Raw genomic sequence first — 22,400 nt, 5'->3', positions numbered from 1 at the left:
ATTAGACGCTAAGGTGCTAACTCCAAGCGCCACGCTGCGGGGAAACAACTAGACCGGATAACCCAGTTCGGTGATCAGGCGCCAGATGTCGCGGTTTGCGGCTGACAGTTGTTCGACCACGTCCTCGATCTCGTGTATCGCTTCGTCATCTACCGTGTCTTCCCGGCCCAGTTTGATGTCGGTTTTGCGGTCCGAGATGCGCATCAGGATGGTCTTTGGGTTCCCACTTTCCTTGTCGAACGAGTAGATGCAGTGATTGAATTTGTTCCGGATGCCCGACAGTTTGCTGAGGCGATGGGTGTGCTGCAAAATCGGGTCACGTATCTCAGCCGAGCGACCGTCCATTTTGGCCAGACGTTCGACCAGATCTATCCTGGCTCTGGTCGTGTTCAGAGTAAGGAAGATGATCACTGCGACATCCTTTGAGGTCCCGCTCAGGCCCGCGATCAGGTGGATTAGCAGGCTTTCTGTGTTGGTCCACATATAGTTCAGCTTGCCGACCAGAAGGATCAGGCGGTCGAAGCGGGCCTCGAAAGGATCAGTCAATTGAAATCTGCGCGTCGTTTGGCGCGACCTCAAAATAGAAATGAGCGGCAGCGGTGCGGTTGCTGACCCCGATCTTGCCCACCACGTTATGCATGTGCAGCTTGACCGTGTGCTCGGTAATGCCCAGCCGGGAGGCTATGACCTTGTTGCTTTCCCCCTGAGAAACCAGCCGCAGGACCTGTTTTTCCCGGCGTGTCAGTTTGGCGTAGAGGCTTTGAAGTTTCGGACTGTCCGCGCGGGGCGATGCGGGGGCGGGTCCGTTTGGACGTGGGCTCGGTTTGGACACGGCGTTGGCGAGGAAGCAGGGCAGATACAGTTCCTCATGCATCAGCAGCCTAAGGATCGCCCGCCAAACATCCGGCGCGACGTTCATGGGCAGATAGCCGATATCGCCGAATCGCTCTCGATCCCAGTTCTCAAAAAGGATGCGGGCCGATTCTTCTTTGCGATAGGCAAAGGCCAGGCACCCGGACGCGGCATTGCGGATATAATCGTTTGGGCGGGCCAGAAGGTCATCCAGCAAGAGTTGATCGACAACCATGACACTGCCACCCGCTGCGGCGGTCCCGGCCAGAGCATCAAGCGTTTCGTGGCGCAGGGCCTGAACGCCAAATTCATTGTGAACGCTTCTTAGGGTTTGATTCGAATAGAATAATTCTTTGCCAATAAAATTGATCGAGAAGTCCTCGTAACCGGAGCTTTGGGTATCGGAATTACTCATTACGGTTTCACTCATTATTATTCTCTCCGGTAATAATTGAGATAATAATTGTTTCGTTAATTAAGCTGAAGTTTAGGGCGGTGAAAGGGCAGTGTATTCAATTAAATAGTAAGGAGACTATACCTGAAAGTAGAATTTTCAGCAATAAGGCAAAAGAAAATCGAAGCTTCACATAGAACTTTCGTTTAGGTATTTGAGGCAATTTTGTGCCTAAATTGCGGAAACAATTGGATTTCTTTGTGCCTCCCGGCCTCGGTCAAAACTCAGCGCGCTTTTTGCCAAGATGAGTTTTTGAGCACTTAAAATACAGCAAAATCAAAATTTTAACCTCTTTAGTACTTTCAGGCAGCTAGGCGTTCGCAGGTGCCCCTGCAACGATGAGAGGGCTTCAATTCAGGAAGCTTCAATATCCTTGCGTGACCGTGCACTGCCTATTGTGGCGCACTAAACAGCGGTCGCGAATTCGGCTTGGCCGAGAAGGGAGGTGGGCACGACACATGCTTGACGACCACATTCAGCGCAATTCAGCGGCTGTATGTGGAGTTTTTTGTTTCCAACACGCCGAATACCGCTTTGTAGATGAATGGCGGTCTGGCGTATCAGTGATGGATTATTGTTATGAGACGCAATGTAAATAATACCAATGTTACGACCGTCGACGAAATTAATGTCGAAAATCTCTCCGCCGATCTCGATGCAGACGTGGATATTGCAGAAGCGACGATTGATGCGGACCTGACTGCTCAGCAGCAGCAGCAGGATCAGAACGTCGAATCCTCGAACGACCAAGCGCAGGATCAGGGACAGGATCAGGGCCAAGAGCAAGGTCAGGATCAGGGTCAAGATCAGGGCCAGGACCAAGGTCAGGACCAAGGTCAGGATCAGGACCAGTCTCAGACGCTGGATGCTGGTGACGACAGCAACGACAACTCGAACAACAACGCCATCAACATCGACTTTGGCGGCGGCGAGTGGATTCCGCGCGATGACGATCAGGTTGATCTGGATCTCGGCGATGACGCATCGGTTGGCGATGTGATCAGCGCTGGTGGCGATCTTGACTACGATCCCGGCGACGACATGAACCTGGACATCTCAATGGATGGTGCCGGGACCGCGATGTCATCGGTCAACAACCAGGTGAACACCCTGGATGACAACGACTCGCTCGAGTCAGCGTCCGTGTCGAATGACGGCATGTTCCACCAGGAAGGCGATGCGCATGGCGGTACTGCCCATGCCGAAGAGGGCATCGGTTCAAACGCCAATGGCGGTGACTCCGGTTATGGCGGCACCAGCTACGGCGGTGATGCAAGCTCGGCGACCAGTGGTGGTCATGCACATGCTCTGGGTGGCCATACTGGCAGCGCAGATGCGGCCTCGACCGGCGGTGACGGCGGTTCGACCGGTGACGCACACAATGCCAGCATGGGTGTAGGCACCTCGGATGCAGCATCTGACGGCGACAGCTCCGGCGGCAATGGCGGCGACGCGGATAACTCGTCTTCGGCCAGCAATTCCGGTTCTTCAGACGCCAACGGTCAGGGTACCGGCGGTGCTGGCGGTAGCGCGGATTCGTTCGGTCTGGGCCTTGGCCTTGGTCTGTCTGGTGCAGGCGCGTATGGCGACGCTGATGGCGGCGACAGCGACTCTGACTCCAACGGCAACGGCAATGGCAACGCGACGAACGATACGAGTGCCGATGGTGCGGACGGCGGCGACGGCGACGCGACCTCGGATAACTCGGCATCGAACTCCGGCGACGCGGACACCGAAGCCAATGACGCGACCGCAGGCAGCAATGATGCTGATGGTACTGCGTCCAGTGCTTCTGACAGCTCGGCCGACGGCGACGGCGGCGATGGAGACGGCGGTGATGGAACCGGCGGTGACGGAGACGGCGGCGACGGAACTGGCGGTGACGGCACCGGTGGTGACGGCGAAGGCGGTTTCGCGGCATTGGTCGAAGCGGCAATCATGGCCCTGCAGGAAGAGCTTGGCATGGTTGATGCCGAAGCCGGTGAAGGCGGCGACGGCAATGGCGGCGACGGAAACGGCGGCGACGGTTCTGGCGGTGACGGTGACGGCGGCGATGGTTCCGGCGGTGACGGTTCCGGCGGTACGGCTGACTCGGATGCCGATTCGCAGGCGGTTGGCGATCAGTCCGCAAGCGGACCTGACATCGACCAGACCTCGGGCGACGTGAACGGATCGGCCGACAACTCGCAAGCGACCGATGGTAGCGGCGGCGACGGCGGCACGAACGATGCCGACGGTGCGGCAAACGGTACTGGCACCGGTACGGCAGCAGCCGACGGTGACGGTGGTGCCGGTGGTACGACCACGCCGACAGCGACCTCGACCGGTAGTGGTGCGGGATCTGCCGATGCAGCCAATACGGCCGGTGCTGGCGGTGCTGCTGATGTTATGGGCGACTCCGACAACGAAGGTTCGGCAGACGCCTTGGCAGAAGCGATTGCCGGTTACGGCGGTGCGGGTAGCTCGGACAACGATGCGACCTCGACCGGGTCCGGCAGCGCGACCGGCGCGGCAAGTTCGGGCGCAAGCGGTGCCGGTGGTGCATCTGCTGCAACCGGCGGAACCAGCGGCGCGGCAACCGGTACGGCGATGTCCGGCGACACCATGGGTGGCACGATCACCGGTGGTAGCGCGGCTGGCGCCTACTCGGGCGACGGCGGTGCTGGCGGTAACGGCGGCGCATGGGGTTCGAACAACAGTGGCGATGGTATCGTGACTGGCGAGTCCTACGCTTCGGCGGCAGCCGTTGTCGATACATCGGCGTTCAACCAGTCGATCGTCATGGGTGCCAACGTGCTTGGTAACTCGGTCGATACGACCATGGTTGGCGGTTCGATGACGTCGTCCTACGCAAGCGACGACACCGACGCGTAAACAGTAAAACGGGGTCCGCATTCTCGGGCCCCGTGATTTTAACGATAACGCCGGGGCCGTAATCTGCGGCCTCGGTCAAGCTGAACCCAAGGCGGAAATTGTAGCCGTTGCGGGTGTAAAGGATGACCGATATGGCCCTTGACAGTATTACCGAGAAGATTGCCCATTTTATTGGAACTTTTGAGCTAACCACCGAACAGGCCCGGTTGCGGGATCAATACGAAGAGTTCACGGCCATGCGGCGCAAAGCCGAGCTTGATGAACTGGAAGACCCCATCAAAATCAATGTCAAAGCCAAGCTCGAACTTGATCCGGGCGACTACAAACCCCTTCCTTTCAAATTCGACGCGCCGCCCGCAGACCTTCCTCTGCCACCGGCCCCGTTTGGCCCCATTCAAGAGGCCGCGATCTATCTGGATGGCGTCCCGCTGGCCGAACGGTTCGTTCCCGAGTCATTTTTCGGGGGTCCTGATGTAAACTTTGAAGTGCTGTTCATTCGTCCGGAAATCGAACCCTTGGGTTCGGCTGTAACCTTCACGCTGCAAAAGCTGTTCCTGCGCGACAACGATACGGTGGGCGAGGGCGACTTTCGCGACACTGAGGCCCTGATTGCCGAGGGCGAAGCGTTTCTGGATACCGCCCTGTCCCTGCACGCATTTGCCGCGCCGTCTTTCAGCCTTGCGGATTATGCATCCGTCGACGCCGTGAAAGAGCTGGCCGAGCAGATGCAGAACCCGTTGAACTCCGAGGTCGAGGGCGTCACCATTCACCAATTCCACGGCGAAGATGCGCTGGGCATCATTGTGAACGGTGAGTATGTGGACGAAGCACCGGTCTGGAACGATTTGCTTCCCGAGTATCATCAACCCGATGAGGACGAGGAAGCCGAGGCCGAGTACGAAGCGCAGTTCCCAGACGAATGGGATCAATCGAAAGACCCTGATTTCGATGAAGGACATACGGTAATCGCTGGCGGAAATCTGGCGATCAATGCGATATCCACGACCGTTGCGTGGGTCGATGCGCCATTCATCGCGGTGGGCGGTCAGTCGATCAACCTGACAATGATCAGCCAAGTGGCAGCCGTTTCGGATTGGGACCAGGGGCTGCCGGGCACCGAAAGTGGCACCAATGTCATTCAGTCCACCGAGATTGTGGTCGAGGCCAACGAAGCCTCGTGGCTGGACGGCGGCACGGAACAACCCGCTTTCATCACGGTCGATTGGGTTCACGGCGATATGGTGGTTGCGAACTTCATCAGCCAACTGATCGACGCGACGGATATCGACCACATTCAGACCGAAATCTCGGCTTCGTCCACGCTGTACGCGCTGGGCGATAACGAGATGGTCAACGTGACCGACATCATTCAGCTTGGCAGCTACTACGACCTGGTCATGATCGGTGGGGATATGATTTCGGTCGATGTGCTGCAACAGAGCATCGCTCTGATGGATGACGACATCGTTACAGGCGTTATCCCCGCCACTCACGAAGACGGCGACGACGAAAACCTGGTGATGAACGACGCCTCGATCACCACGATGGGCGAAGACACGCACGAGGATCTCGGCGACAACATCTCGAACGCGATGGCGCTGCAAGAGATGGACATGGAGGCGCTTGAACAGGCGTTGCTGAATGACCCGATGTTTGCCGGGATGGAGCAGATGCGGGTCCTGAAGATCGATGGTGACCTGATGCAGGTCAACATTATGGAACAGGTCACCATGATGCTTGATCAGGACGACGTGCATCTGTCGGGGCCGAACGCCCCGGAAACCGAAGTGGTCGCCGGCAGCAATGCCATTCTGAATGCCGCTGACGTCACCAAGTTAGGCGTCGATTCCATCGTCATGACCGGTGAGGGGGAGTATTCCGACCTGCTGATTCATCAGGCCAGCCTCATTGATATGCCGGACAATGAAGAAATCGCGGAACTGACCAATGAGGCGATTGCCATGATCATGGAAGAAGCCTCTGGCGGACAGATGGAGGCCGGAACAGCACCGCAACTGACGCCAACAGAAGAGTTCAGTACCGAAGACGGCCTGCAGTCCATGCTGGCCTGAGTTTCCCATGTTTTTACGAGTGACCAGAAGGTTAGTAGATGTCGATTATGTTTTCGTCGCGCCGTACCTTATATGCCAGCCCTCTGGATCGGCACGGTGGCACTGGCCCGCTGAAGCCTGAAACAGGCGACAGGCTGGCGCGCCCGAAGTCGGGCACCAAAGGCGCAGCGCGCCTGAGTCTGACCGAGGAGATGCGCGTGCTTGAAGCGGATGAAAGGCAGGCGGCGAAAGTGGCAGCGGAACCGGAACCGCCCGCGCGTTCAATGGAGGATACTGCCCGGCCACAGCAACCGGAAAACCCAGCAGATCAACAGACAACACGTGCCGTTCCTCCCCAACGGCGCGAACAGCCGCGGCCCGCGCAAGATCAAGACCCTGCGGGCGGTGGCGCAGGGGTGGCCGATGGCGATGGCTTCGGTCCCGAAACCGCCAAGGATGCCACAGCGCGCACGACCCCCTCAGCGCCCGCATCTGGCGGCGATCGCATAGGCACCACGATTGAGGCTAAAGCAAACGAGCCACTGATGCGGGCCAAGTCCGGCGGCGGTGGCGGGAATGGGCCACCCCAAACTTTCCACAAGCGCACCCCGCCCGAGGATTTTCAGCAAACGCTGAAAACCTCGATGCGGGCGATCTGGCGCAATCTGGCGTTTGTGTTGGTGCTGACCTGTGCAACCAACATCCTGATCCTGGCGATCCCGATCTACCTGTTCCAGATCAGTGACCGGGTGCTGACCAGCCGGTCTCTGGACACGCTGATCATGCTGACGGCCATCGTTGCGGGGGCGGTGATCTTCCAATCCGCATTTGACGCGATCCGACGGTTCATGCTGATGCGGACCGGGGTCGAGATTGCAGCCCGCCTTGGGGCACCGGTGCTGAGCGCCGCCGCCCATGCCTCACTTCACGGTAGCGGACGCGAGTATCAGACGCTGGGCGATCTGCAGCAGGTGCGTGGTTTTCTGGTGTCGGGTACGCTGATTTCGTTTCTGGATGTCCCGTTTGCACCGATGTTCATCCTGATGATCTTTTTGGTGCACCCGCAATTGGGCATGATCGTTGTGGTCACCGCTTTGCTACTGATGACCATTGCACTGATTAACCAGAAGATGACCGCCAAGCCCTTCTCCGAGGCGAACCGGGCGCAATCCATGGCGAACCAGCATCTGGATTCGATGGCGCGCAACAGTCAGATCATCAACGCGTTGGCCATGATCCCCGAAGCTGTGCGGATCTGGGGCCGCGACACCGCGCAGTCCCTGACCTGGCAGGTGCGGGCGCAGGACCGCAATGTTGTTTTTGCCGCCATCTCACGCGCGATACGCCTGCTGACCCAGATCGGCATTCTGGGCTGGGGCGCGTTTCTGGCGCTGCAGGGAGAGATCACGGGCGGTATGGTGATCGCCGCGTCGATCATTGCCGGACGTGCCTTTGCGCCGATCGAAGGCTCCATCGAAGGGTGGAACAGTTTCCTGATGACACGCGGGGCCTACAGCCGGATCAACGCACTGCTGTCGAGCTCGGCCCTGCAGTTCGAAAAACTGCGCCTGCCGCGCCCCGAGGGCCGGGTGGATGTCGAGCGGCTGCTCTATGTGCCTGGCGGTACCAAGCGCGTCGTACTGAACGGGATCAGTTTCTCGCTCAACCCGGGCGAGACGCTGGCCATCATCGGCAATTCCGGCGCGGGCAAAACCACGCTGGGCAAGACGCTGGTGGGCTCGATCCTGCCCACCTCGGGCAGTGTGCGTCTGGACCTGATGGACATCCGCAACTGGGACCCGCGCCAGTTCGGTGAAAGCATCGGCTACCTGCCGCAGGACGTACAACTGTTCCCCGGCACCATCAAGGACAACATCGGACGCATGCGCGCGGACGCAACGGATGAGCAAATCCATGACGCCGCCGTTCTGGCGGACGTGCACAACATGATCGCAACCCTGCCGCAGGGGTACGAGACCGTGGTGGCCGCCGATGGCTCGCCCCTGTCGGGCGGTCAGAAACAACGCATCGCACTGGCGCGCGCCTTCTTCGGAAACCCGCGGATGGTTGTGCTGGACGAGCCGAACTCGAACCTTGATGTGGCTGGCGACAAGGCGCTGGCCCGAGCGATTGAACAGGCGCGGGAAAGCAAGATCACCGTCGTGGTGATCACGCAGAAACCGACGTTGCTGAGCGTGGTGGACAAGATCATGCTGCTGACCGACGGACGCGTGGCGTTGTTCGGACAGCGTGAGCAGGTTCTGCAGCAGTTGGCTGCATCGCGCAAACAGCCCGGAATTGAAGGCCAATAGGGGGTCTGACCATGAACGATCTTGTACCCGTAGACGACTCTCCCAAGGACCCCACCGTTTGGTATGCCGAGGTTCCGCGCTCGATCAACCGGCTGATTGTGATCGGCATGGTGATGCTGGTGGTCTGTTTCGGCGGCTTCGGCGTCTGGTCGTTCAGCGCGCCGCTTGCGGCGGCTGTGATCGCGCAGGGTAGCTTTGTTGCGACCGGGCGCAACAAGATTGTGCAGCATCTGGAAGGCGGCATTATCGAAGAAATCAAAGTCATGGAAGGGCAGACCGTGACCGCTGGCGAAGTGCTGATGACGCTGGACCAGACCTCGGCCGAGGCGAATGAGCGCGAGCTGTTCATCCGCCAGGCGCGTCTGCAAGCCATGACCGAACGCCTTCTGGCCGAATATCGCGAGCAGGACAAACTGAACTTCTCGGCCAACCTGATCGAAGCCTCCAAGGACGTTGAGGTGATGACCATCCTTGATGGGCAAAAACTCAGCTTTGAGCTGTCGCGCAAGACCCTGCTGAATGACGTGGCGCTGCTGGAACGCAATATGGAGGCCCTGAAAATCCGTGCCAGCGGGTTCGAGGCGCAACTGGCCAGCATGGTGCGGCGTGCGGAAATCCTGCAGGAAGAGTACGATACGAAAAAGTCTCTGTTCGACAAGGGACTGGTGCGTAAGGGTGACCTGAACACCATCCGCCGCGTTCAGGCCGAGGCCGAAGGCCAGCATGCCCGGTTGCAGGCTGAAACGGCAGAAATCAACCAGATGCTTTTGAAATACGAAGAACAGATCGCGCGTACCAAGGCCGCTTATCGCGAGGCCGCGCTGGACGAGTTGGGCGTGATCGAGGCCGATCTTGAAAGTGTCCGCGAGAAATCGCGGCAGGCGCGTAGCGTTCTGGCCCGCGCCGTCGTGCGCGCGCCGGTCACCGGCACGGTCGTTCGGTTGCACTACCACACCCCCGGCGGCGTGATCGAAACCGGTGAGCCCATCGCCGAGATTCTGCCCGCCGACGCCCCGCTGATTATCGAGGCGCAGATCCCCCGCACCGAAATCGACAGCGTCGCAACCGGGCAGGAGGCCACGGTGCGACTGGTCGCACTCAACCAGCGGACCACGCCGGTTCTGCAGGGTGAGGTGTTCTATATCTCGGCAGACGCGCTGCTTGAGGATACGACAGGCGTGCCGCAAGAGGTCTATCTGGCGCGTATTTCGCTTACTCCGGACGAGTTGGAGCGGGTGCGCGGGTTCATCCCCACGCCGGGCATGCCGGCTGAGATCATGATCCAGACCGAGGAACGCACCTTCGCCGCCTATATCGCCAAGCCGGTGACAGACAGCATGTCCCGCGCGTTCCGCGAGCATTAGGTTTACCAATCATGGCTGCCTGATCTGACCCATATCAAGGCCACTCACATTCGAATTGCGTAATATGGTGGAAGAATTCCAATCAACAGGATGACCGGCCATGACACGCCTAGCCGCCACATTGTATTCTCTGATCGCAACCGCCTTGGCTGGATCGGCCGTTATCGCGGTGTTGTCCATGGGGATGGTCTCGGTCGCGGCCATCGTCTCGGCCGCGGCAGTTGGGGCCATCGTCGCCGCCCCTGCATCCTGGCTGGTTGCCAAGCGCCTATATCAGGGCGCTTGATCGGATCGTTTTGCGTTTGATTTGAATCGAAATGCGCTGCCTCTTCCTTCGGTCGAGCGCGCATTTCGATAGATCTGTTTCAGCTAATACGCAAAACGCCTTAGGCGTTCAGGAAGGTTCTGACGGCGGCTTCGAACTCGCGTGGTTTCTCGGCATGCAGCCAATGCCCCGCGCCGGGTATTTTGGCAAAGCGCGCGCGTGGGAACAGCGCGCGGATTTTGGCGCGGTGTTCCGGCAGTACGTAGTCCGAGCTTGCGCCGGACAGGAACAATGTCGGGCCGTCCCACGCGCCTTGGATGTCGGGGAAACCCATGATTTTGGGCATTTCGGTGGCCAGCACATCCAGATTCAGCAACCACCGCTTGCCGGGAATATCCAGGGATTGGGTAAAGAAGCTTTGCAACGCCGGTTCGACACCCAGCCCGGCCAGTTGTTGTTCCACATCCGACCGACGCGAGACGCTTGAGAAGTCCACCGCCTTCATCGCCTCGATAAACTGAATCTGGCTGTGGCTGTAGGCCACCGGCGCGATGTCCGCGACGACCAGCTTGCGCAGCAGATCGCCGTGCTGCAGTGCCAGCGTCATCGCTGCTTTACCGCCCATCGAATGGCCCAGCACGTCCGCTTTCCCGCCGAAATGGCCGATCACTTCGGTCAAATCCTCAGCCATTTGCGGATAGGTGTGCTGGTCGGTCCAGATGCTGAACGCGTGATTGCGCATGCCCACCGCGATCACCTGCCGCTCGTCCGACAGCCGTTTCGCAATCACCCCCCAGTTCCGGGCCGAGCCGTAAAGGCCATGCGCGATGACCAAAGGGGGATTTTCGGTCGGTTCACCATGTACGATCGTGTGCAACATGGTCGGGTGATACCCGGCGCGATCGAAAACGACCAGCCCCATTGTTCACAGCCCCGGTGACAGGTAGATTACCCGTTCAGGAGGGGCCAATGTCGCAGGACACAGATATCCAGTACCGGATTGCCGAAACGATCGCGCTGCTGCGCGCGAAGCTGGGCGTGCGGGGCAAGACCCTGACGGCCTCGGTCCGGCATGCAAAACGGCGTCTGCCGCGCCGGATCTACAAGAAAGCGATGGTTCTGGCGCAGGCCGAGCAGATGGCTGCCCATCCCAAGCTGAGGCTTGTTCTGGATAACCCGAAACTGATCCAAGCCTCGGAAGAGGTGCAGGCGCATCTGACCGCGATCAATCTGGCGGATCGCAGATGGGGCTGGTTTCTTGGACTGCTGGGCGGGCTGGCGTTCAATCTGTTGGCCCTAGCGGTGCTGTTTCTGGTCGTTCTTTTGTGGCGCGGTTTCATTTGACCAGCCGCGTAGAGGCCACGAAAAACGGCGCCACATGGGCGCCGTTCTCGTTTGTTTCAAATCGTTTATAGGTTCGGATAGATCGGGAAGCGCGCGCACAGTTCGGCGACTTCGGCCTTCACCTTCGCTTCGACCTCGGCGTTGCCGTCTTCGCCGTTGGCGGCCAGACCGTCGACAACCTCGATGATCCAGTCCGCGATCTGGCGGAACTCGGTCTCGCCAAAGCCACGGGTGGTTCCGGCGGGCGAGCCCAGACGGATGCCGCTGGTGATCGTCGGCTTCTCGGGGTCAAACGGCACGCCGTTCTTGTTGCAGGTGATATGGGCGCGGCCCAAGGCCTTTTCGGTGGCGTTGCCCTTGACGCCTTTGGGGCGCAGGTCAACCAGCACGACATGGGTGTCGGTGCCGTGGGTCACGGTGTCCAGGCCGCCCTTGATCAGGTGATCCGACAGCGCCTGTGCATTCACAACGACCTGCTTGATATAGTCCTTGAACGCGGGCTGCAGCGCCTCGCCAAAGGCTACGGCCTTGCCTGCGATGACATGCATCAGCGGGCCGCCCTGAATGCCGGGGAAGATGGCCGAGTTCACTTTCTTGGCGATATCTTCATCATTGGTCAGGATCATGCCGCCGCGCGGACCGCGCAGGGTCTTGTGCGTGGTCGTCGTCGCCACATGCGCATGCGGGAAGGGCGAGGGGTGCTCGCCTGCCGCAACCAGACCGGCGAAATGCGCCATGTCGACATGCAGGTAGGCACCGACCATGTCGGCGATCTCACGCATACGTGCGAAATCAATCTGGCGTGGAATGGCCGAGCCGCCCGCGATGATCAGCTTGGGGTTATGTTCTTTCGCCAGCGCCTCAACCTGATCATAGTCCAGCATGTTGTCCTGCTTGCGGACGCCATACTGCACCGCGTTGAACCACTTGCCCGACTGGTTCGGACGCGCGCCGTGGGTCAGGTGACCGCCTGCGTCCAGCGACATGCCCAGAATAGTGTCGCCAGGCTGGATCAGAGCCTGGAACACGCCCTGGTTCGCCTGCGAGCCCGAGTTCGGCTGCACGTTGGCAAACCCACAGCCAAACAGCTCTTTCGCGCGGTCGATGGCCAGATTCTCGGCGATATCGACGAACTGGCAACCGCCGTAGTAGCGGCGGCCCGGATAGCCCTCGGCGTATTTGTTGGTCATGACCGAGCCCTGCGCCTCCATCACGGCGGCAGAGACGATGTTCTCGGACGCGATCAGCTCGATCTCGTCGCGCTGACGACCCAACTCGGATGTGATCGAGCCAAACAGCTCTGGGTCACGATCTGCGAGGGACTGGGTGAAGAAACCGGTATCACGAAGGTTGGCGTTCATAGTGGCTCCACAGAACTGGGGTTTATCTGGCGGATTTCCTATCGGAAACATACCCTGGGTAACAGCCCTAAAGCGACGAAATGGCCCGCTGCGGCGTCAAGACTGGCCTATTGCGGAAAGGTATGTTTGTTTCGGAACCAAATGTGCAGGACCGGAAACCGGAAAACATGATCAAGAGAATCGCCTTTCTTGCGAGCGATGCCAAGGTGGCGCAATCGGCCCGTGACAATCTGGTCGCCAGATATGGCAACGCCGCCCCGCGGGACGCGGATGTCGTGGTCGCTTTGGGCGGCGACGGGTTCATGCTGCACACGATGCACAGCATGCATCATCTCGATACGCCGGTTTACGGGATGAACCGGGGCACCATCGGGTTTCTGATGAACGAATATCACGAAGAAGACCTGATGGACCGTCTGGCCGATGCCGAGGAAGAGGTCATCAACCCGCTGGCCATGCGCGCGATGGATCAGTCAGGCACCCTGCACGAGGCGCTGGCCATCAACGAGGTATCCCTGCTGCGCGCTGGACCGCAGGCCGCGCGGCTGAAGATCAGCGTGGATGGCCGCGAGCGGATGGGGGAACTGGTCTGCGACGGGGCGTTGCTGTCTACGGCGGCGGGCTCGACGGCATATAATTACTCGGCCCATGGTCCTATTCTGCCGATTGGTTCGGACGTTCTGGCGCTGACGCCGATTGCCGCCTTTCGCCCGCGTCGCTGGCGCGGCGCATTGCTGCCCAAGATCGCCAAGGTAAGGTTTGATGTGCTGGACGCGGACAAGCGCCCGGTCATCGTGTCCGCCGATTCAGTTGCCTTCCCTGACGTCGATTGGGTGGAAATCAAATCCGAGCCTGCGATCACGCACAGGATACTTTTTGACCCCGGACACGGGTTGGAAGAGCGTTTGATCTCCGAACAATTCACATGATTTTCAGTAATTTGGCGAAATATTCTTGCTTATGTGAACCAGTTCACACGAAACTGATCGACCTTGAGGTACTCTGAACTTGCCCGGAGAACACGCCAAGGTGGGAGTGAGTGGCCACCAACGGTGTTTTCGAATGATTGCGCAGTTTTCGCGCTGGCGAGGGTGGGTGGTGCTACGCTCGTCATCAGAAATCCGGGAATATTTTAGTAGCTGGGCCCCGGGCAAGTTACCCCGGGGTCTATTTATTTTGGCGCCTTAAACTTCCATCCGATCCCATAGGGATTCGCACATCCGCCCCACACGCGCCTCGATCGCGGCTGCAGCGTCCACGGCCAGATCTTCGCGCCAGCGTCGTGCCGCGATTTGCACGTTGATCGGCTGCAGGCCGCCAGGCAAACTGGCGAGCCGGGCAGGGACGCAGGCCGCAGGCAGGCCGAGGAAGTTCATCGCGTAGGAATAGACGGCACAGCCCAGAACCTCATGCACGCCTTCGGCCCCTTCCGTATCGCGGTCAGGCTTGAAAAAGGGCTGCGGCAGGAACGGCGACAGGACCAAAGGATAATCCTGCATGAACAAAGACCACTCGCGGGCATAGTGGCTGCGTTTGGCCAGCATCTGCACCAGCTCTTTTTCGACGATGGGCGGGAATTCCTGAAAATAGACGCCAAAGATGTCCTGAATGGTCTGTGACCCGGCGGCCTCGATGTCGCTTTGCATCAGGGTCAGCACCTCGCCCATCAGCGCGCGATAGCCATTGCGCCCGCATTCGAACACATCCGGCGGGTCGATTTGTTCGACCAGATAACCCGCATCAGCCAGCGCGTCGCGGGCCGTATCCAGCGCCTTTTCGACCTCGGGGTGCAGGGCGTAGCCGAATGTGTTTTTGGTAAAGGCCACTTTGATCGGGCCGTCCGGGGTTTCACCCCGCCAAGGCAGCGGCACTTGAAACGGGTCGCGCGGGTCGGGCGCGATCAGGCTGGGCATGGACAGGTGCAGATCGGCGGCTGAGCGGGTGAGCAGCCCCTGCACCGACATGGACTGCGCCAGCATTCCGCGTTCTGTGGTCTGGCTCGGGTTCCAGGCGGGAACACGGCCTAAGCCCGGCTTGATTGTCACAGCCCCGTTCGCCGCCGCCGGAAACCGCAGGCTGCCGCCGATATCGTTGCCATGCGCCAGCGCCCCGATGCCCGCCATCACCGCGGCACCGGCCCCGCCCGAGGACCCCCCGGCCGAGATATGCCGACCCCAGGGGTTATGCGTACGCCCATAGAGCGGATTGTCGGTATCGGCCCGGAACGAAAACTCGGGCGTGTTGGTGCGCCCAATCACGATGGCCCCGGCGTTTTGAAGGTTGGATACCACGGGCGCGTCATCCGGGGCGATCACACCCTTCAGGGCGACCACGCCGTTGGTGGTCGCGTGGCCCTTTTGGTCCACGTTGACCTTGATCGTGACGGGAACGCCATGCAGCGGGCCGGTTTGTGCGCCCTTGGCGCGAGCCGCGTCCAGAGTGCGCGCGCGATCCAGCGCCTCAGCGCTCAGGTCCTCGACCACCGCGTTCAGGGTTGGGTTCACCTGATGCATCCGGGTGATTGCGCTTTGTACGGCGTCTTCGGCACTTAACTCGCCACTGCGCGTCAACGTTGTCAGGTCGGTGGCGCCAAGGCGCCAGATTTCGCTATCTGCCATGTACCCTCACTGTCTTACGGTGACAGTAGGGGGGCTGTTTCAGGTTGCAAGCAAAAGCGCTGATTGGGCGGCCAAAGACCGCCCGGGGCCTTTTACTGCGCGTATCCGATGGATTGCAGAGCGGTGGTGATTTCACCCAGAATGGCGGGGTCATCAATCGTGGCGGGCATCTTGTAGTCCTGCCCGTCGGCAATTGACACCATCGTCCCACGTAGGATCTTGCCCGAGCGGGTTTTGGGCAGGCGATCCACCACAACCGCCAGCTTGAAGGCCGCGACCGGGCCGATCTTTTCGCGCACCATTTTCACAACCTCCTGCACCACCTCGCCATGATCGCGGGCGGCACCGGCGTTCAGGCAAAGGAAACCAACAGGCATCTGGCCTTTAAGCTGATCCGAGACGCCGATCACGGCGCATTCGGCCACATCCGGGTGGGCGGCCAGAACCTCTTCCATACCGCCGGTGGAAAGGCGGTGGCCCGCGACGTTGATCACGTCATCGGTGCGGGCCATGATATAAAGGTATCCGTCCTCATCGATCATGCCCGCATCGCCTGTCTCATAGTAGCCGGGGAAGTGGTTCAGATAGGATTTCCTGAACCGTTCCTCTGCGTTCCACAATGTTGGCAGAGTCCCCGGCGGCAGCGGCAGTTTGACCGCGATTGCGCCCAGTTCGCCCGGCTTCACCGGATGGCCACCTTCGTCCAGAATCTGAACGTCATATCCGGGCATGGGCTTGGCGGGCGAGCCCAGCTTGATCGGCAATTCCTCGATCCCCAGCGGGTTTCCTGCGATTGCCCAGCCGGTTTCGGTTTGCCACCAGTGGTCAATGACCGGAACCTGCAACGCCTTCTGTGCCCAGGTGATCGTGTCGGGGTCGGCGCGCTCGCCTGCAAGGAACAGAGCCTTCAGGCAGGACAGGTCATATTTCGCCATCATCTCGGCATTGGGGTCCTCGCGCTTGACGGCGCGGATGGCGGTGGGTGCTGTGAAGAAGCTTTTGACCTTGTGCTCGGCAATCACGCGCCAGAAGGTGCCCGCATCGGGGGTGCCCACCGGTTTGCCCTCGAACACGATGGTGGTGTTGCCGTGGATCAGCGGCGCGTAGCAGATGTAGGAATGCCCCACGACCCAACCGACATCCGAGGCGGCCCAGAACACGTCGCCGGGATCAACATTGTAAATGTTCTTCATAGTCCAGTTCAGCGCAACCAGATGACCCGCTGTCGGGCGAACGACCCCTTTGGGCGCGCCCGTGGTACCCGAGGTATAAAGGATATAGGCCGGATCATTGCCGTTGACGGGCACACATTCTGCCGGTTCGGTTCCGTACTGGAACCCGTGCCAGTTCACATCGCGCCCCTCAACCAGTTGCGCCACTTCCTGTTCGCGCTGGAAGATCACGCAGAATTCAGGCTTGTGGGCAGCAAGCTCAATCGCGCCGTCCAACAGCGGTTTGTAGTGCACTACGCGGCCCGGCTCCATCCCGCACGAGGCGGCGATGATTGCCTTGGGTTTGGCGTCGTCGATGCGCACCGCCAGTTCGTTGCTCGCAAAGCCGCCAAACACGACCGAGTGTACGGCCCCCAGACGGGCGCAGGCCAGCATCGCCTCAAGCGCCTCGGGAATCATCGGCATATAGATGATGACACGGTCACCTTTTTCTACGCCTTTGGCGCGCAGCGCACCGGCAAGGTTGGCGACACGGTTGCGCAATTCGACATAAGAGATTTCGCGTTTCGTGTGGGTGATCGGGCTGTCATAGATGATGGCGGTCTGTTCGCCGCGCCCGTTTTCCACGTGGCGATCGACAGCATTCCAGCACGTGTTGACCTGCGCGTCGCTGAACCATTCGTACAGTGGGGCATTGTCGTCGAACAGGGCTTTGCTGGGGGCTTTGACCCAATCGATCCCTTTGGCGGCGTTCATCCAGTACGCCTCGGGGTCGGATTTCCAGCTGTCGTACACGTCCTGATATGCCATCATATTCTCCTCCGAAACTCCTCGGGCTTGTTGTTAGGCATACTGACCCCCGGTCACAAGCGGAGCGAGTGACGGCGCGTCAGTTTATCGCGAATCCTTTGCAGATCGGCCAATTCCGGCTTGCAAATTTTTGCAAAACTCTTTTTGGAATGGCGTTTTTTGCTATTTGAAGGTCTGATTTGCAAAGTTGCAAACTCCTCGGTGCAAAAAAATTGGGCAGCCTGGGAATCGGCTCAGTTGGCAGTTTTGGCAAAGCGGGGAAGATCGTCCCGGATGGTAAGCCAGCGCAAATGGTCCGAGTGAAAAACGTGAAAGCGGGGCGGAAGGCTGTCGGGCTCTTCCAGCGTTGCCGTGTAGAGGTGGATATTAACTGTGTCGCGGGCATTGCGGTACGCCATCTGCGTCCCGCAGGTGCCGCAGAACAGCCGCTCGACATGATCAGAGGACCGGTAGATTTTCGGCGGATCACCCTGCCATTTGACCGTTTCGTGCGGCAGGCCGAAAAAGGTGGTCACCGGTGACGCACAATTACGGCGGCAATCGGCGCAATGGCAATAGCAGCTCCATGCCACTTCGCCATCGCTTTCCCAGAGTATCGCCTTGCAGTGACAGTGCCCCTTCATGCGGACCTCCCCTAGGACGGCCAGTCGAAGGGGCCGCCCGCCTTAACCGTAATGCGCGACCGGGGTTCCGGCAATGGCCGCCATGTTGAGCAATCCGCGTGCGGTGATTGACGGTGTCACGATGTGTGCCTTGTTGCCCATGCCCATCAAAATCGGGCCGACCTCGATTCCGTCGGCCTTCATTTTCAGAACATTGCGCACCCCACTGGCGGCATCCGCGTGGGCAAAGATCAGAACATTTGCCGCGCCGGTCAGGCGGGAGGCAGGGAAGATGCGATCCCGCAACTCAGGGTCCAGCGCCGCATCGAGGTTCATTTCCCCCTCGTAGACAAAATCGCGCGGCTTCTGATCCAGAATCTCCAGCGCTGCGCGCAGCCGCTTACCGGACCCTTCGGCCTGATTGCCGAATTGTGATTGCGAACAGAAGGCGATCTTGGGTTCCAGTCCGAACCGGCGCACGTGACGTGCTGCACCGATTGTGGATTCGGCCAGTTCTTCAGGCGTCGGAAGCTGCCTGACATGCGTGTCGGCGATGAACAACGGGCCGTCTTCCAGAATCATCAGCGACAAGGCCCCGTGAGGGCGCACATCACCGTCGGCTAACACTTGTTCCACGTAATTCAGATGCCAGCGGTATTCGCCGAAGGTGCCGCAGATCAAGCTGTCAGCCTCGCCCCGCTGAACCATGATCGCGCCAATGGCCGTCGTGTTTGTGCGCATGATCGCCTTGGCCAGATCTGGTGTCACGCCGCGACGCTGCATGATCTGGTGATACGAGTTCCAGTAGTCGTAGTACCGAGGATCGTTTTCCGGGTTCACGATCTGACAATCGGTGCCGGGCCGGATGGTCAGACCCAACCTCTCGCAGCGGGCCTCGATAACCTCGGGTCGCCCGATAAGGATCGGCGTTTCGGTGGTTTCTTCCAGAACGGCCTGTGCGGCCCGCAGGACCCGCTCGTCCTCGCCCTCGGCAAACACGATCCGGCGCGAGGCGACGGCTGCCGCTTCGAAAACCGGACGCATCAGCAGCGCGGATTTGAAGACGGTCTGGTTCAGCTTTTCCTTATAGACCTCTAGGTCGTCGATTGGTCGTTTCGCGACGCCACTGTCCATCGCAGCCTTAGCGACGGCCGAGGACACCACGCCGACCAATCGCGGATCGAAGGGTTTCGGGATCAGGTAGTCCGGACCAAAGGTCAACTGTTCACCCTTGTAGGCCGCCGCAGCTTCGGCGCTGGTTGTGGCGCGGGCCATTTCGGCGATGCCGTGCACACAGGCGATCTGCATCTCGTCATTGATCTCGGTCGCGCCGACGTCCAGCGCACCCCGGAAGATAAAGGGAAAGCACAGGACGTTGTTGACCTGATTGGGAAAATCGCTGCGCCCGGTGGCGATGATCGCATCCGGGGCCACCTCGCGCGCTGCATCGGGCAGGATTTCCGGCGTCGGGTTGGCAAGCGCGAAGATGATCGGGCGGCTGGCCATTTTGGCGACCATCTCAGGCTTCAAAACGTTCGGACCGCTGAGGCCCAGGAACAGGTCGGCATCGCCGATCACGTCATCCAGTGTGCGCAGGTCGGATTTCTGCGCGAACTGGTCCTTGTGCGGGTTCATGTCCTCTTCCCGGCCTTCGTAGACCAGCCCGTGGATGTCGCACAGCCAGATATTCTCGCGCTTAACGCCCAGCTTGACCAGCATGCTCAGGCAGGCGATCCCGGCAGCGCCGCCACCGGTCGAGACGATCTTGATGTCTTCGAATCTCTTGCCCGCAACGTGCAGCGCGTTTTTCGCGGCTGCGCCCACTACGATGGCAGTGCCGTGCTGATCGTCGTGGAACACGGGTATGTTCATGCGCTCGCGGCACAGCTTTTCGACGACAAAACAGTCGGGTGCCTTGATGTCTTCAAGGTTGATCGCACCAAAGGTGGGTTCCAGCGAACACACGATATCGGCCAGCTTTTCGGGGTCAGGCTGATCGACCTCGATATCGAAGCAATCGATCCCGGCGAATTTCTTGAACAGGACGGCCTTGCCCTCCATCACTGGTTTCGATGCCAGCGCGCCGATATTGCCAAGTCCCAGAACCGCCGTTCCGTTGGACACCACCGCAACCAGATTGCCACGCGCGGTGTAGCGTTCGGCGTTCGACGCGTCGGCCTTGATTTCCAAACTTGCCTCGGCCACGCCCGGGGAATAGGCGCGGGCCAGATCGCGGCCGTTGGCCATCGGTTTGGTCGCCCTGACTTCAAGCTTTCCGGGCTTTGGATAGGCATGATAGTCAAGCGCGGCCTGTCGCAGGTTTGGGGTGTCAGACATCGGCGATTCTGCTCCATTATGAATTTGGGTTAGTGCTAAAGGGTTTTTCACTATTTGGCTACGCTACGTCACTTTTGACCGCTCGGACGGATCGCAGCAGCCCGTGGTTGCTTTTTGTCGCAAAATTTTTACATTGCCAGCTTCCTGAAAACCTGGACCGCGTAGCAGCGACAAAAACCAGCATGGCGAACAATTCTGAAATTCAGACCGCGAACGGTCTGCGCGAAACGGCGCGTGGATCAACCGGGCACCGATATGCCGTCTGGGCGGCGGTCTTGCTGATTGCACTCCTTCTGGGGGCTGTGATCCTGTGGCCCATACAAGCCTCGGCACTCAACCAAGAAGGTGGGCTGATTGAGACATTGTCAGCCGCCGGGTTATTGATAGCGGGTGTGGTGGCGCTTTGTCGGTTTCGGGGGCTGAACCGTTTGTATATCGGGCTTGTCTGTCTGTTGCTGGCGGAGCGAGAGTTGGAGGCAGAAATTTATGCCACCGACAGCGTGCCGTTCCTTGTGCTCAATGGTTTGGACAACCTGTTGGATATGACCGTCGTGCGCATAGTCCTGGCGTTGCTGGTTGTTGGCGGGTTTCTGTGGCACGGGGTCCCCAATGGCTGGCGTGCGTTTAAGATGCGGGCCCCGTTCCTCAAGGTTTTCGTGATTGCCGGAGTGGCGGCCGTGATCGCGCAAGTGCTGGAAGAAGTTTCCGGTTTCTACGACACGGATCTATCGACGACGATGGCGACGCGGCTGTTCGTTCTGGAAGAAACGCTCGAGATGCTCTTTTCGATTGGCATTTTGGCTTCGGTTCTGATCGGATGGCCGAAATCGCAGATCGACGAGACAATTCATGAGCCAGACACAGCAGACACGCGCTGAAATTCGCCTACCCACGCAAGAGCTTCGCGACGACATCCCGTTTTTTACCCGTGTGTTGGGGATGAAGATGGATATGATCTATCCGGCGGACGATCCCCGGGTCGGCGTGTTTTCCGGGCATGGCTTGCGGCTGCGCATCGAAAAAGACGCGCCTGAAACGCCGGGAACCCTGCGGATTCTGACAGACAACCCGGATGAGTTTGCGGATGGTAAACGTGTGCTCGTGGCCCCAAACGGCACCCGGATCGAGATTGAGGAACGTGATCCGCCGCTGGTGATGCCCGAGACGGTGCATTCCTTCGTGGTGCGCAGGCTCAAGGATCAGGCCCCGTGGATCATCGGACGGGCCGGGATGCACTACCGCGATCTTGTCCCCGACAGGCTGGGCGGCTCGATCATTGCCAGCCATATCCGCATTCCCGATGGGGGCCCGGTGCCCGACATGGTGCATTTCCACAAGGTCGGGTTTCAGTTGATCTTCTGCATCCACGGCTGGGTCGATGTGGTCTACGAGGATCAGGGCGAAAAGATGCGTCTGACCGCAGGCGATTGCTTTATCCAGCCTCCGGAAATCCGCCACCGCGTGCTCGAGGCCTCGGACAATGTGCAGGTGATCGAAATCGGTGTGCCTGCCGAGCATGTCACTGAGATTGATCATGAAATGGAGCTGCCCACTCCCGACTACCACCCGGATCGGGAATGGCAAGGGCAGCGGTTCGTTTACAATCAGGCAAAGGATGCCGACTGGGTGCCCTTCCGTCTGCCCGGCTATATCTGCCGTGACACGACGATTGCCGAAAATACCAAAGGCGTTGCCGGGGTGCAGGTCGTGCGCCGGGGGAAGGGCGATCCGGTCTGGGCCAGTCACGACACCGATATCCACTTTACTTTCGTCATGGACGGCGCGGTCACGCTTGAGGGCGAAGGTCGCGAGCCGTACCGGCTCGAGCAGGGGGATGCGTTCGTGATCCCACCGGGCATGCGCACCCGTTTGGCTGATCCATCGGACGATGTTGAACTGCTCGAGGTGACGTTGCCCGGCACCTTCAACACCACTTTCGGTTAGGCAAAAACACCGGCGCGGGGGCTTCAACTCTCCCTTCGGT

17 protein-coding genes are annotated in these 22,400 nt (G+C 59.7%); 9 read left to right on the top strand and 8 right to left on the bottom strand.

Annotated features, from left to right (window positions below; translation table 11 throughout):
- Nucleotides 1-48 precede the first annotated feature (48 nt).
- Both ACR0JN_RS06360 and ACR0JN_RS06355 read right to left on the bottom strand, forming a co-directional pair.
- A complete protein-coding gene (locus ACR0JN_RS06360; RefSeq protein ID WP_480884794.1) occupies nucleotides 49-546 on the bottom strand; it encodes a hypothetical protein in 498 nt (165 codons plus the stop codon).
- Nucleotides 539-1,267, bottom strand: a complete 729-nt coding sequence (locus tag ACR0JN_RS06355; RefSeq protein ID WP_480884793.1) for a helix-turn-helix transcriptional regulator — start codon at nucleotides 1,265-1,267, stop codon at nucleotides 539-541. Before ACR0JN_RS06355 ends, ACR0JN_RS06360 begins: the two co-directional genes overlap by 8 nt.
- A 618-nt stretch (nucleotides 1,268-1,885) precedes the next feature.
- Between ACR0JN_RS06355 and ACR0JN_RS06350 the strand changes: the two genes are divergently transcribed.
- From ACR0JN_RS06350 to ACR0JN_RS06330, 5 genes are all read left to right on the top strand, one after another.
- Entirely contained in the window at nucleotides 1,886-4,180 is a 2,295-nt protein-coding gene (locus ACR0JN_RS06350) for a hypothetical protein (RefSeq protein WP_480884792.1), read from the top strand.
- A gap of 131 nt (nucleotides 4,181-4,311) precedes the next feature.
- Nucleotides 4,312-6,252 carry a type I secretion protein gene (locus ACR0JN_RS06345; protein WP_480884791.1) on the top strand — a complete coding sequence of 647 codons (1,941 nt, stop codon included), beginning with the start codon at nucleotides 4,312-4,314 and terminating at the stop codon, nucleotides 6,250-6,252.
- Between the two features lie 38 nt (nucleotides 6,253-6,290).
- Nucleotides 6,291-8,543 (top strand): type I secretion system permease/ATPase, encoded by a 2,253-nt coding sequence (locus ACR0JN_RS06340; protein ID WP_480884790.1) that lies wholly within the window; start codon nucleotides 6,291-6,293, stop codon nucleotides 8,541-8,543.
- 11 nt (nucleotides 8,544-8,554) lie between these two features.
- Nucleotides 8,555-9,907: an HlyD family type I secretion periplasmic adaptor subunit gene (locus ACR0JN_RS06335; protein ID WP_480815104.1), complete on the top strand. Its 1,353-nt coding sequence runs from the start codon at nucleotides 8,555-8,557 to the stop codon at nucleotides 9,905-9,907.
- Nucleotides 9,908-10,007: 100 nt separating this feature from the next.
- Nucleotides 10,008-10,193, top strand: coding sequence for a hypothetical protein (locus ACR0JN_RS06330; protein ID WP_480884789.1), 186 nt, complete (start codon nucleotides 10,008-10,010; stop codon nucleotides 10,191-10,193).
- Between the two features lie 100 nt (nucleotides 10,194-10,293).
- On the opposite strand, the gene ACR0JN_RS06325 is transcribed toward ACR0JN_RS06330, so the two are convergent.
- On the bottom strand, nucleotides 10,294-11,094 hold the full coding sequence (locus tag ACR0JN_RS06325; protein WP_480884788.1) for an alpha/beta fold hydrolase: 801 nt from the start codon (nucleotides 11,092-11,094) through the stop codon (nucleotides 10,294-10,296).
- Nucleotides 11,095-11,141: 47 nt separating this feature from the next.
- Between ACR0JN_RS06325 and ACR0JN_RS06320 the strand changes: the two genes are divergently transcribed.
- A complete protein-coding gene (locus tag ACR0JN_RS06320) occupies nucleotides 11,142-11,516 on the top strand; it encodes a hypothetical protein (RefSeq protein ID WP_480884787.1) in 375 nt (124 codons plus the stop codon).
- A gap of 65 nt (nucleotides 11,517-11,581) precedes the next feature.
- Here ACR0JN_RS06320 and glyA read toward each other — a convergent pair whose 3' ends face one another.
- Entirely contained in the window at nucleotides 11,582-12,877 is a 1,296-nt protein-coding gene (gene glyA / locus ACR0JN_RS06315; RefSeq protein ID WP_480884786.1) for a serine hydroxymethyltransferase, read from the bottom strand.
- Nucleotides 12,878-13,044: 167 nt separating this feature from the next.
- Here glyA and ACR0JN_RS06310 point away from each other — a divergent pair, with 167 nt between their 5' ends.
- Nucleotides 13,045-13,806: an NAD kinase gene (locus ACR0JN_RS06310; RefSeq protein WP_480884785.1), complete on the top strand. Its 762-nt coding sequence runs from the start codon at nucleotides 13,045-13,047 to the stop codon at nucleotides 13,804-13,806.
- 255 nt (nucleotides 13,807-14,061) lie between these two features.
- Here ACR0JN_RS06310 and ACR0JN_RS06305 read toward each other — a convergent pair whose 3' ends face one another.
- The 4 genes from ACR0JN_RS06305 to ACR0JN_RS06290 form a co-directional block, all read right to left on the bottom strand.
- A complete protein-coding gene (locus ACR0JN_RS06305; RefSeq protein ID WP_480884784.1) occupies nucleotides 14,062-15,495 on the bottom strand; it encodes an amidase family protein in 1,434 nt (477 codons plus the stop codon).
- 92 nt (nucleotides 15,496-15,587) lie between these two features.
- Nucleotides 15,588-17,477 (bottom strand): propionate-CoA ligase PrpE, encoded by a 1,890-nt coding sequence (gene prpE, locus ACR0JN_RS06300; RefSeq protein WP_480815111.1) that lies wholly within the window; start codon nucleotides 17,475-17,477, stop codon nucleotides 15,588-15,590.
- Between the two features lie 233 nt (nucleotides 17,478-17,710).
- Complete coding sequence (locus tag ACR0JN_RS06295) at nucleotides 17,711-18,100, bottom strand: GFA family protein (RefSeq protein ID WP_480884783.1); 390 nt, start codon at nucleotides 18,098-18,100, stop codon at nucleotides 17,711-17,713.
- Nucleotides 18,101-18,142: 42 nt separating this feature from the next.
- The gene (locus ACR0JN_RS06290) at nucleotides 18,143-20,416 is read right to left on the bottom strand and encodes an NADP-dependent malic enzyme (protein ID WP_480884782.1); all 2,274 of its coding nucleotides are present in this window, start codon (nucleotides 20,414-20,416) and stop codon (nucleotides 18,143-18,145) included.
- Nucleotides 20,417-20,523: 107 nt separating this feature from the next.
- On the opposite strand from ACR0JN_RS06290, the gene ACR0JN_RS06285 reads away from it, so the two are divergent.
- Together ACR0JN_RS06285 and ACR0JN_RS06280 are read left to right on the top strand one after the other, a co-directional pair.
- Nucleotides 20,524-21,294, top strand: a complete 771-nt coding sequence (locus ACR0JN_RS06285) for a hypothetical protein (protein WP_480884781.1) — start codon at nucleotides 20,524-20,526, stop codon at nucleotides 21,292-21,294.
- Complete coding sequence (locus ACR0JN_RS06280) at nucleotides 21,266-22,360, top strand: cupin domain-containing protein (RefSeq protein ID WP_480884780.1); 1,095 nt, start codon at nucleotides 21,266-21,268, stop codon at nucleotides 22,358-22,360. The genes ACR0JN_RS06285 and ACR0JN_RS06280 overlap by 29 nt, the downstream gene beginning before the upstream one ends.
- The last annotated feature ends 40 nt before the right edge of the window (nucleotides 22,361-22,400 follow it).

It is taken from the genome of Ruegeria sp. G12 (genome assembly GCF_056533565.1).
This window is presented reverse-complemented; position numbering and strand designations above follow the sequence as displayed.

Bases quoted from the DNA above. Each gene is read 5' to 3' on its own strand.
- ACR0JN_RS06290 (WP_480884782.1), bottom strand. From the start codon at position 20,416: ATGTCTGACACCCCAAACCTGCGACAGGCCGCGCTTGACTATCATGCC.
- ACR0JN_RS06305 (WP_480884784.1), bottom strand. From the start codon at position 15,495: ATGGCAGATAGCGAAATCTGGCGCCTTGGCGCCACCGACCTGACAACG.
- prpE (WP_480815111.1), bottom strand. From the start codon at position 17,477: ATGGCATATCAGGACGTGTACGACAGCTGGAAATCCGACCCCGAGGCG.
- ACR0JN_RS06310 (WP_480884785.1), top strand. From the start codon at position 13,045: ATGATCAAGAGAATCGCCTTTCTTGCGAGCGATGCCAAGGTGGCGCAA.
- ACR0JN_RS06295 (WP_480884783.1), bottom strand. From the start codon at position 18,100: ATGAAGGGGCACTGTCACTGCAAGGCGATACTCTGGGAAAGCGATGGC.
- ACR0JN_RS06335 (WP_480815104.1), top strand. From the start codon at position 8,555: ATGAACGATCTTGTACCCGTAGACGACTCTCCCAAGGACCCCACCGTT.
- glyA (WP_480884786.1), bottom strand. From the start codon at position 12,877: ATGAACGCCAACCTTCGTGATACCGGTTTCTTCACCCAGTCCCTCGCA.
- ACR0JN_RS06280 (WP_480884780.1), top strand. From the start codon at position 21,266: ATGAGCCAGACACAGCAGACACGCGCTGAAATTCGCCTACCCACGCAA.
- ACR0JN_RS06320 (WP_480884787.1), top strand. From the start codon at position 11,142: ATGTCGCAGGACACAGATATCCAGTACCGGATTGCCGAAACGATCGCG.
- ACR0JN_RS06325 (WP_480884788.1), bottom strand. From the start codon at position 11,094: ATGGGGCTGGTCGTTTTCGATCGCGCCGGGTATCACCCGACCATGTTG.
- ACR0JN_RS06340 (WP_480884790.1), top strand. From the start codon at position 6,291: ATGTCGATTATGTTTTCGTCGCGCCGTACCTTATATGCCAGCCCTCTG.
- ACR0JN_RS06345 (WP_480884791.1), top strand. From the start codon at position 4,312: ATGGCCCTTGACAGTATTACCGAGAAGATTGCCCATTTTATTGGAACT.
- ACR0JN_RS06350 (WP_480884792.1), top strand. From the start codon at position 1,886: ATGAGACGCAATGTAAATAATACCAATGTTACGACCGTCGACGAAATT.
- ACR0JN_RS06330 (WP_480884789.1), top strand. From the start codon at position 10,008: ATGACACGCCTAGCCGCCACATTGTATTCTCTGATCGCAACCGCCTTG.
- ACR0JN_RS06355 (WP_480884793.1), bottom strand. From the start codon at position 1,267: ATGAGTAATTCCGATACCCAAAGCTCCGGTTACGAGGACTTCTCGATC.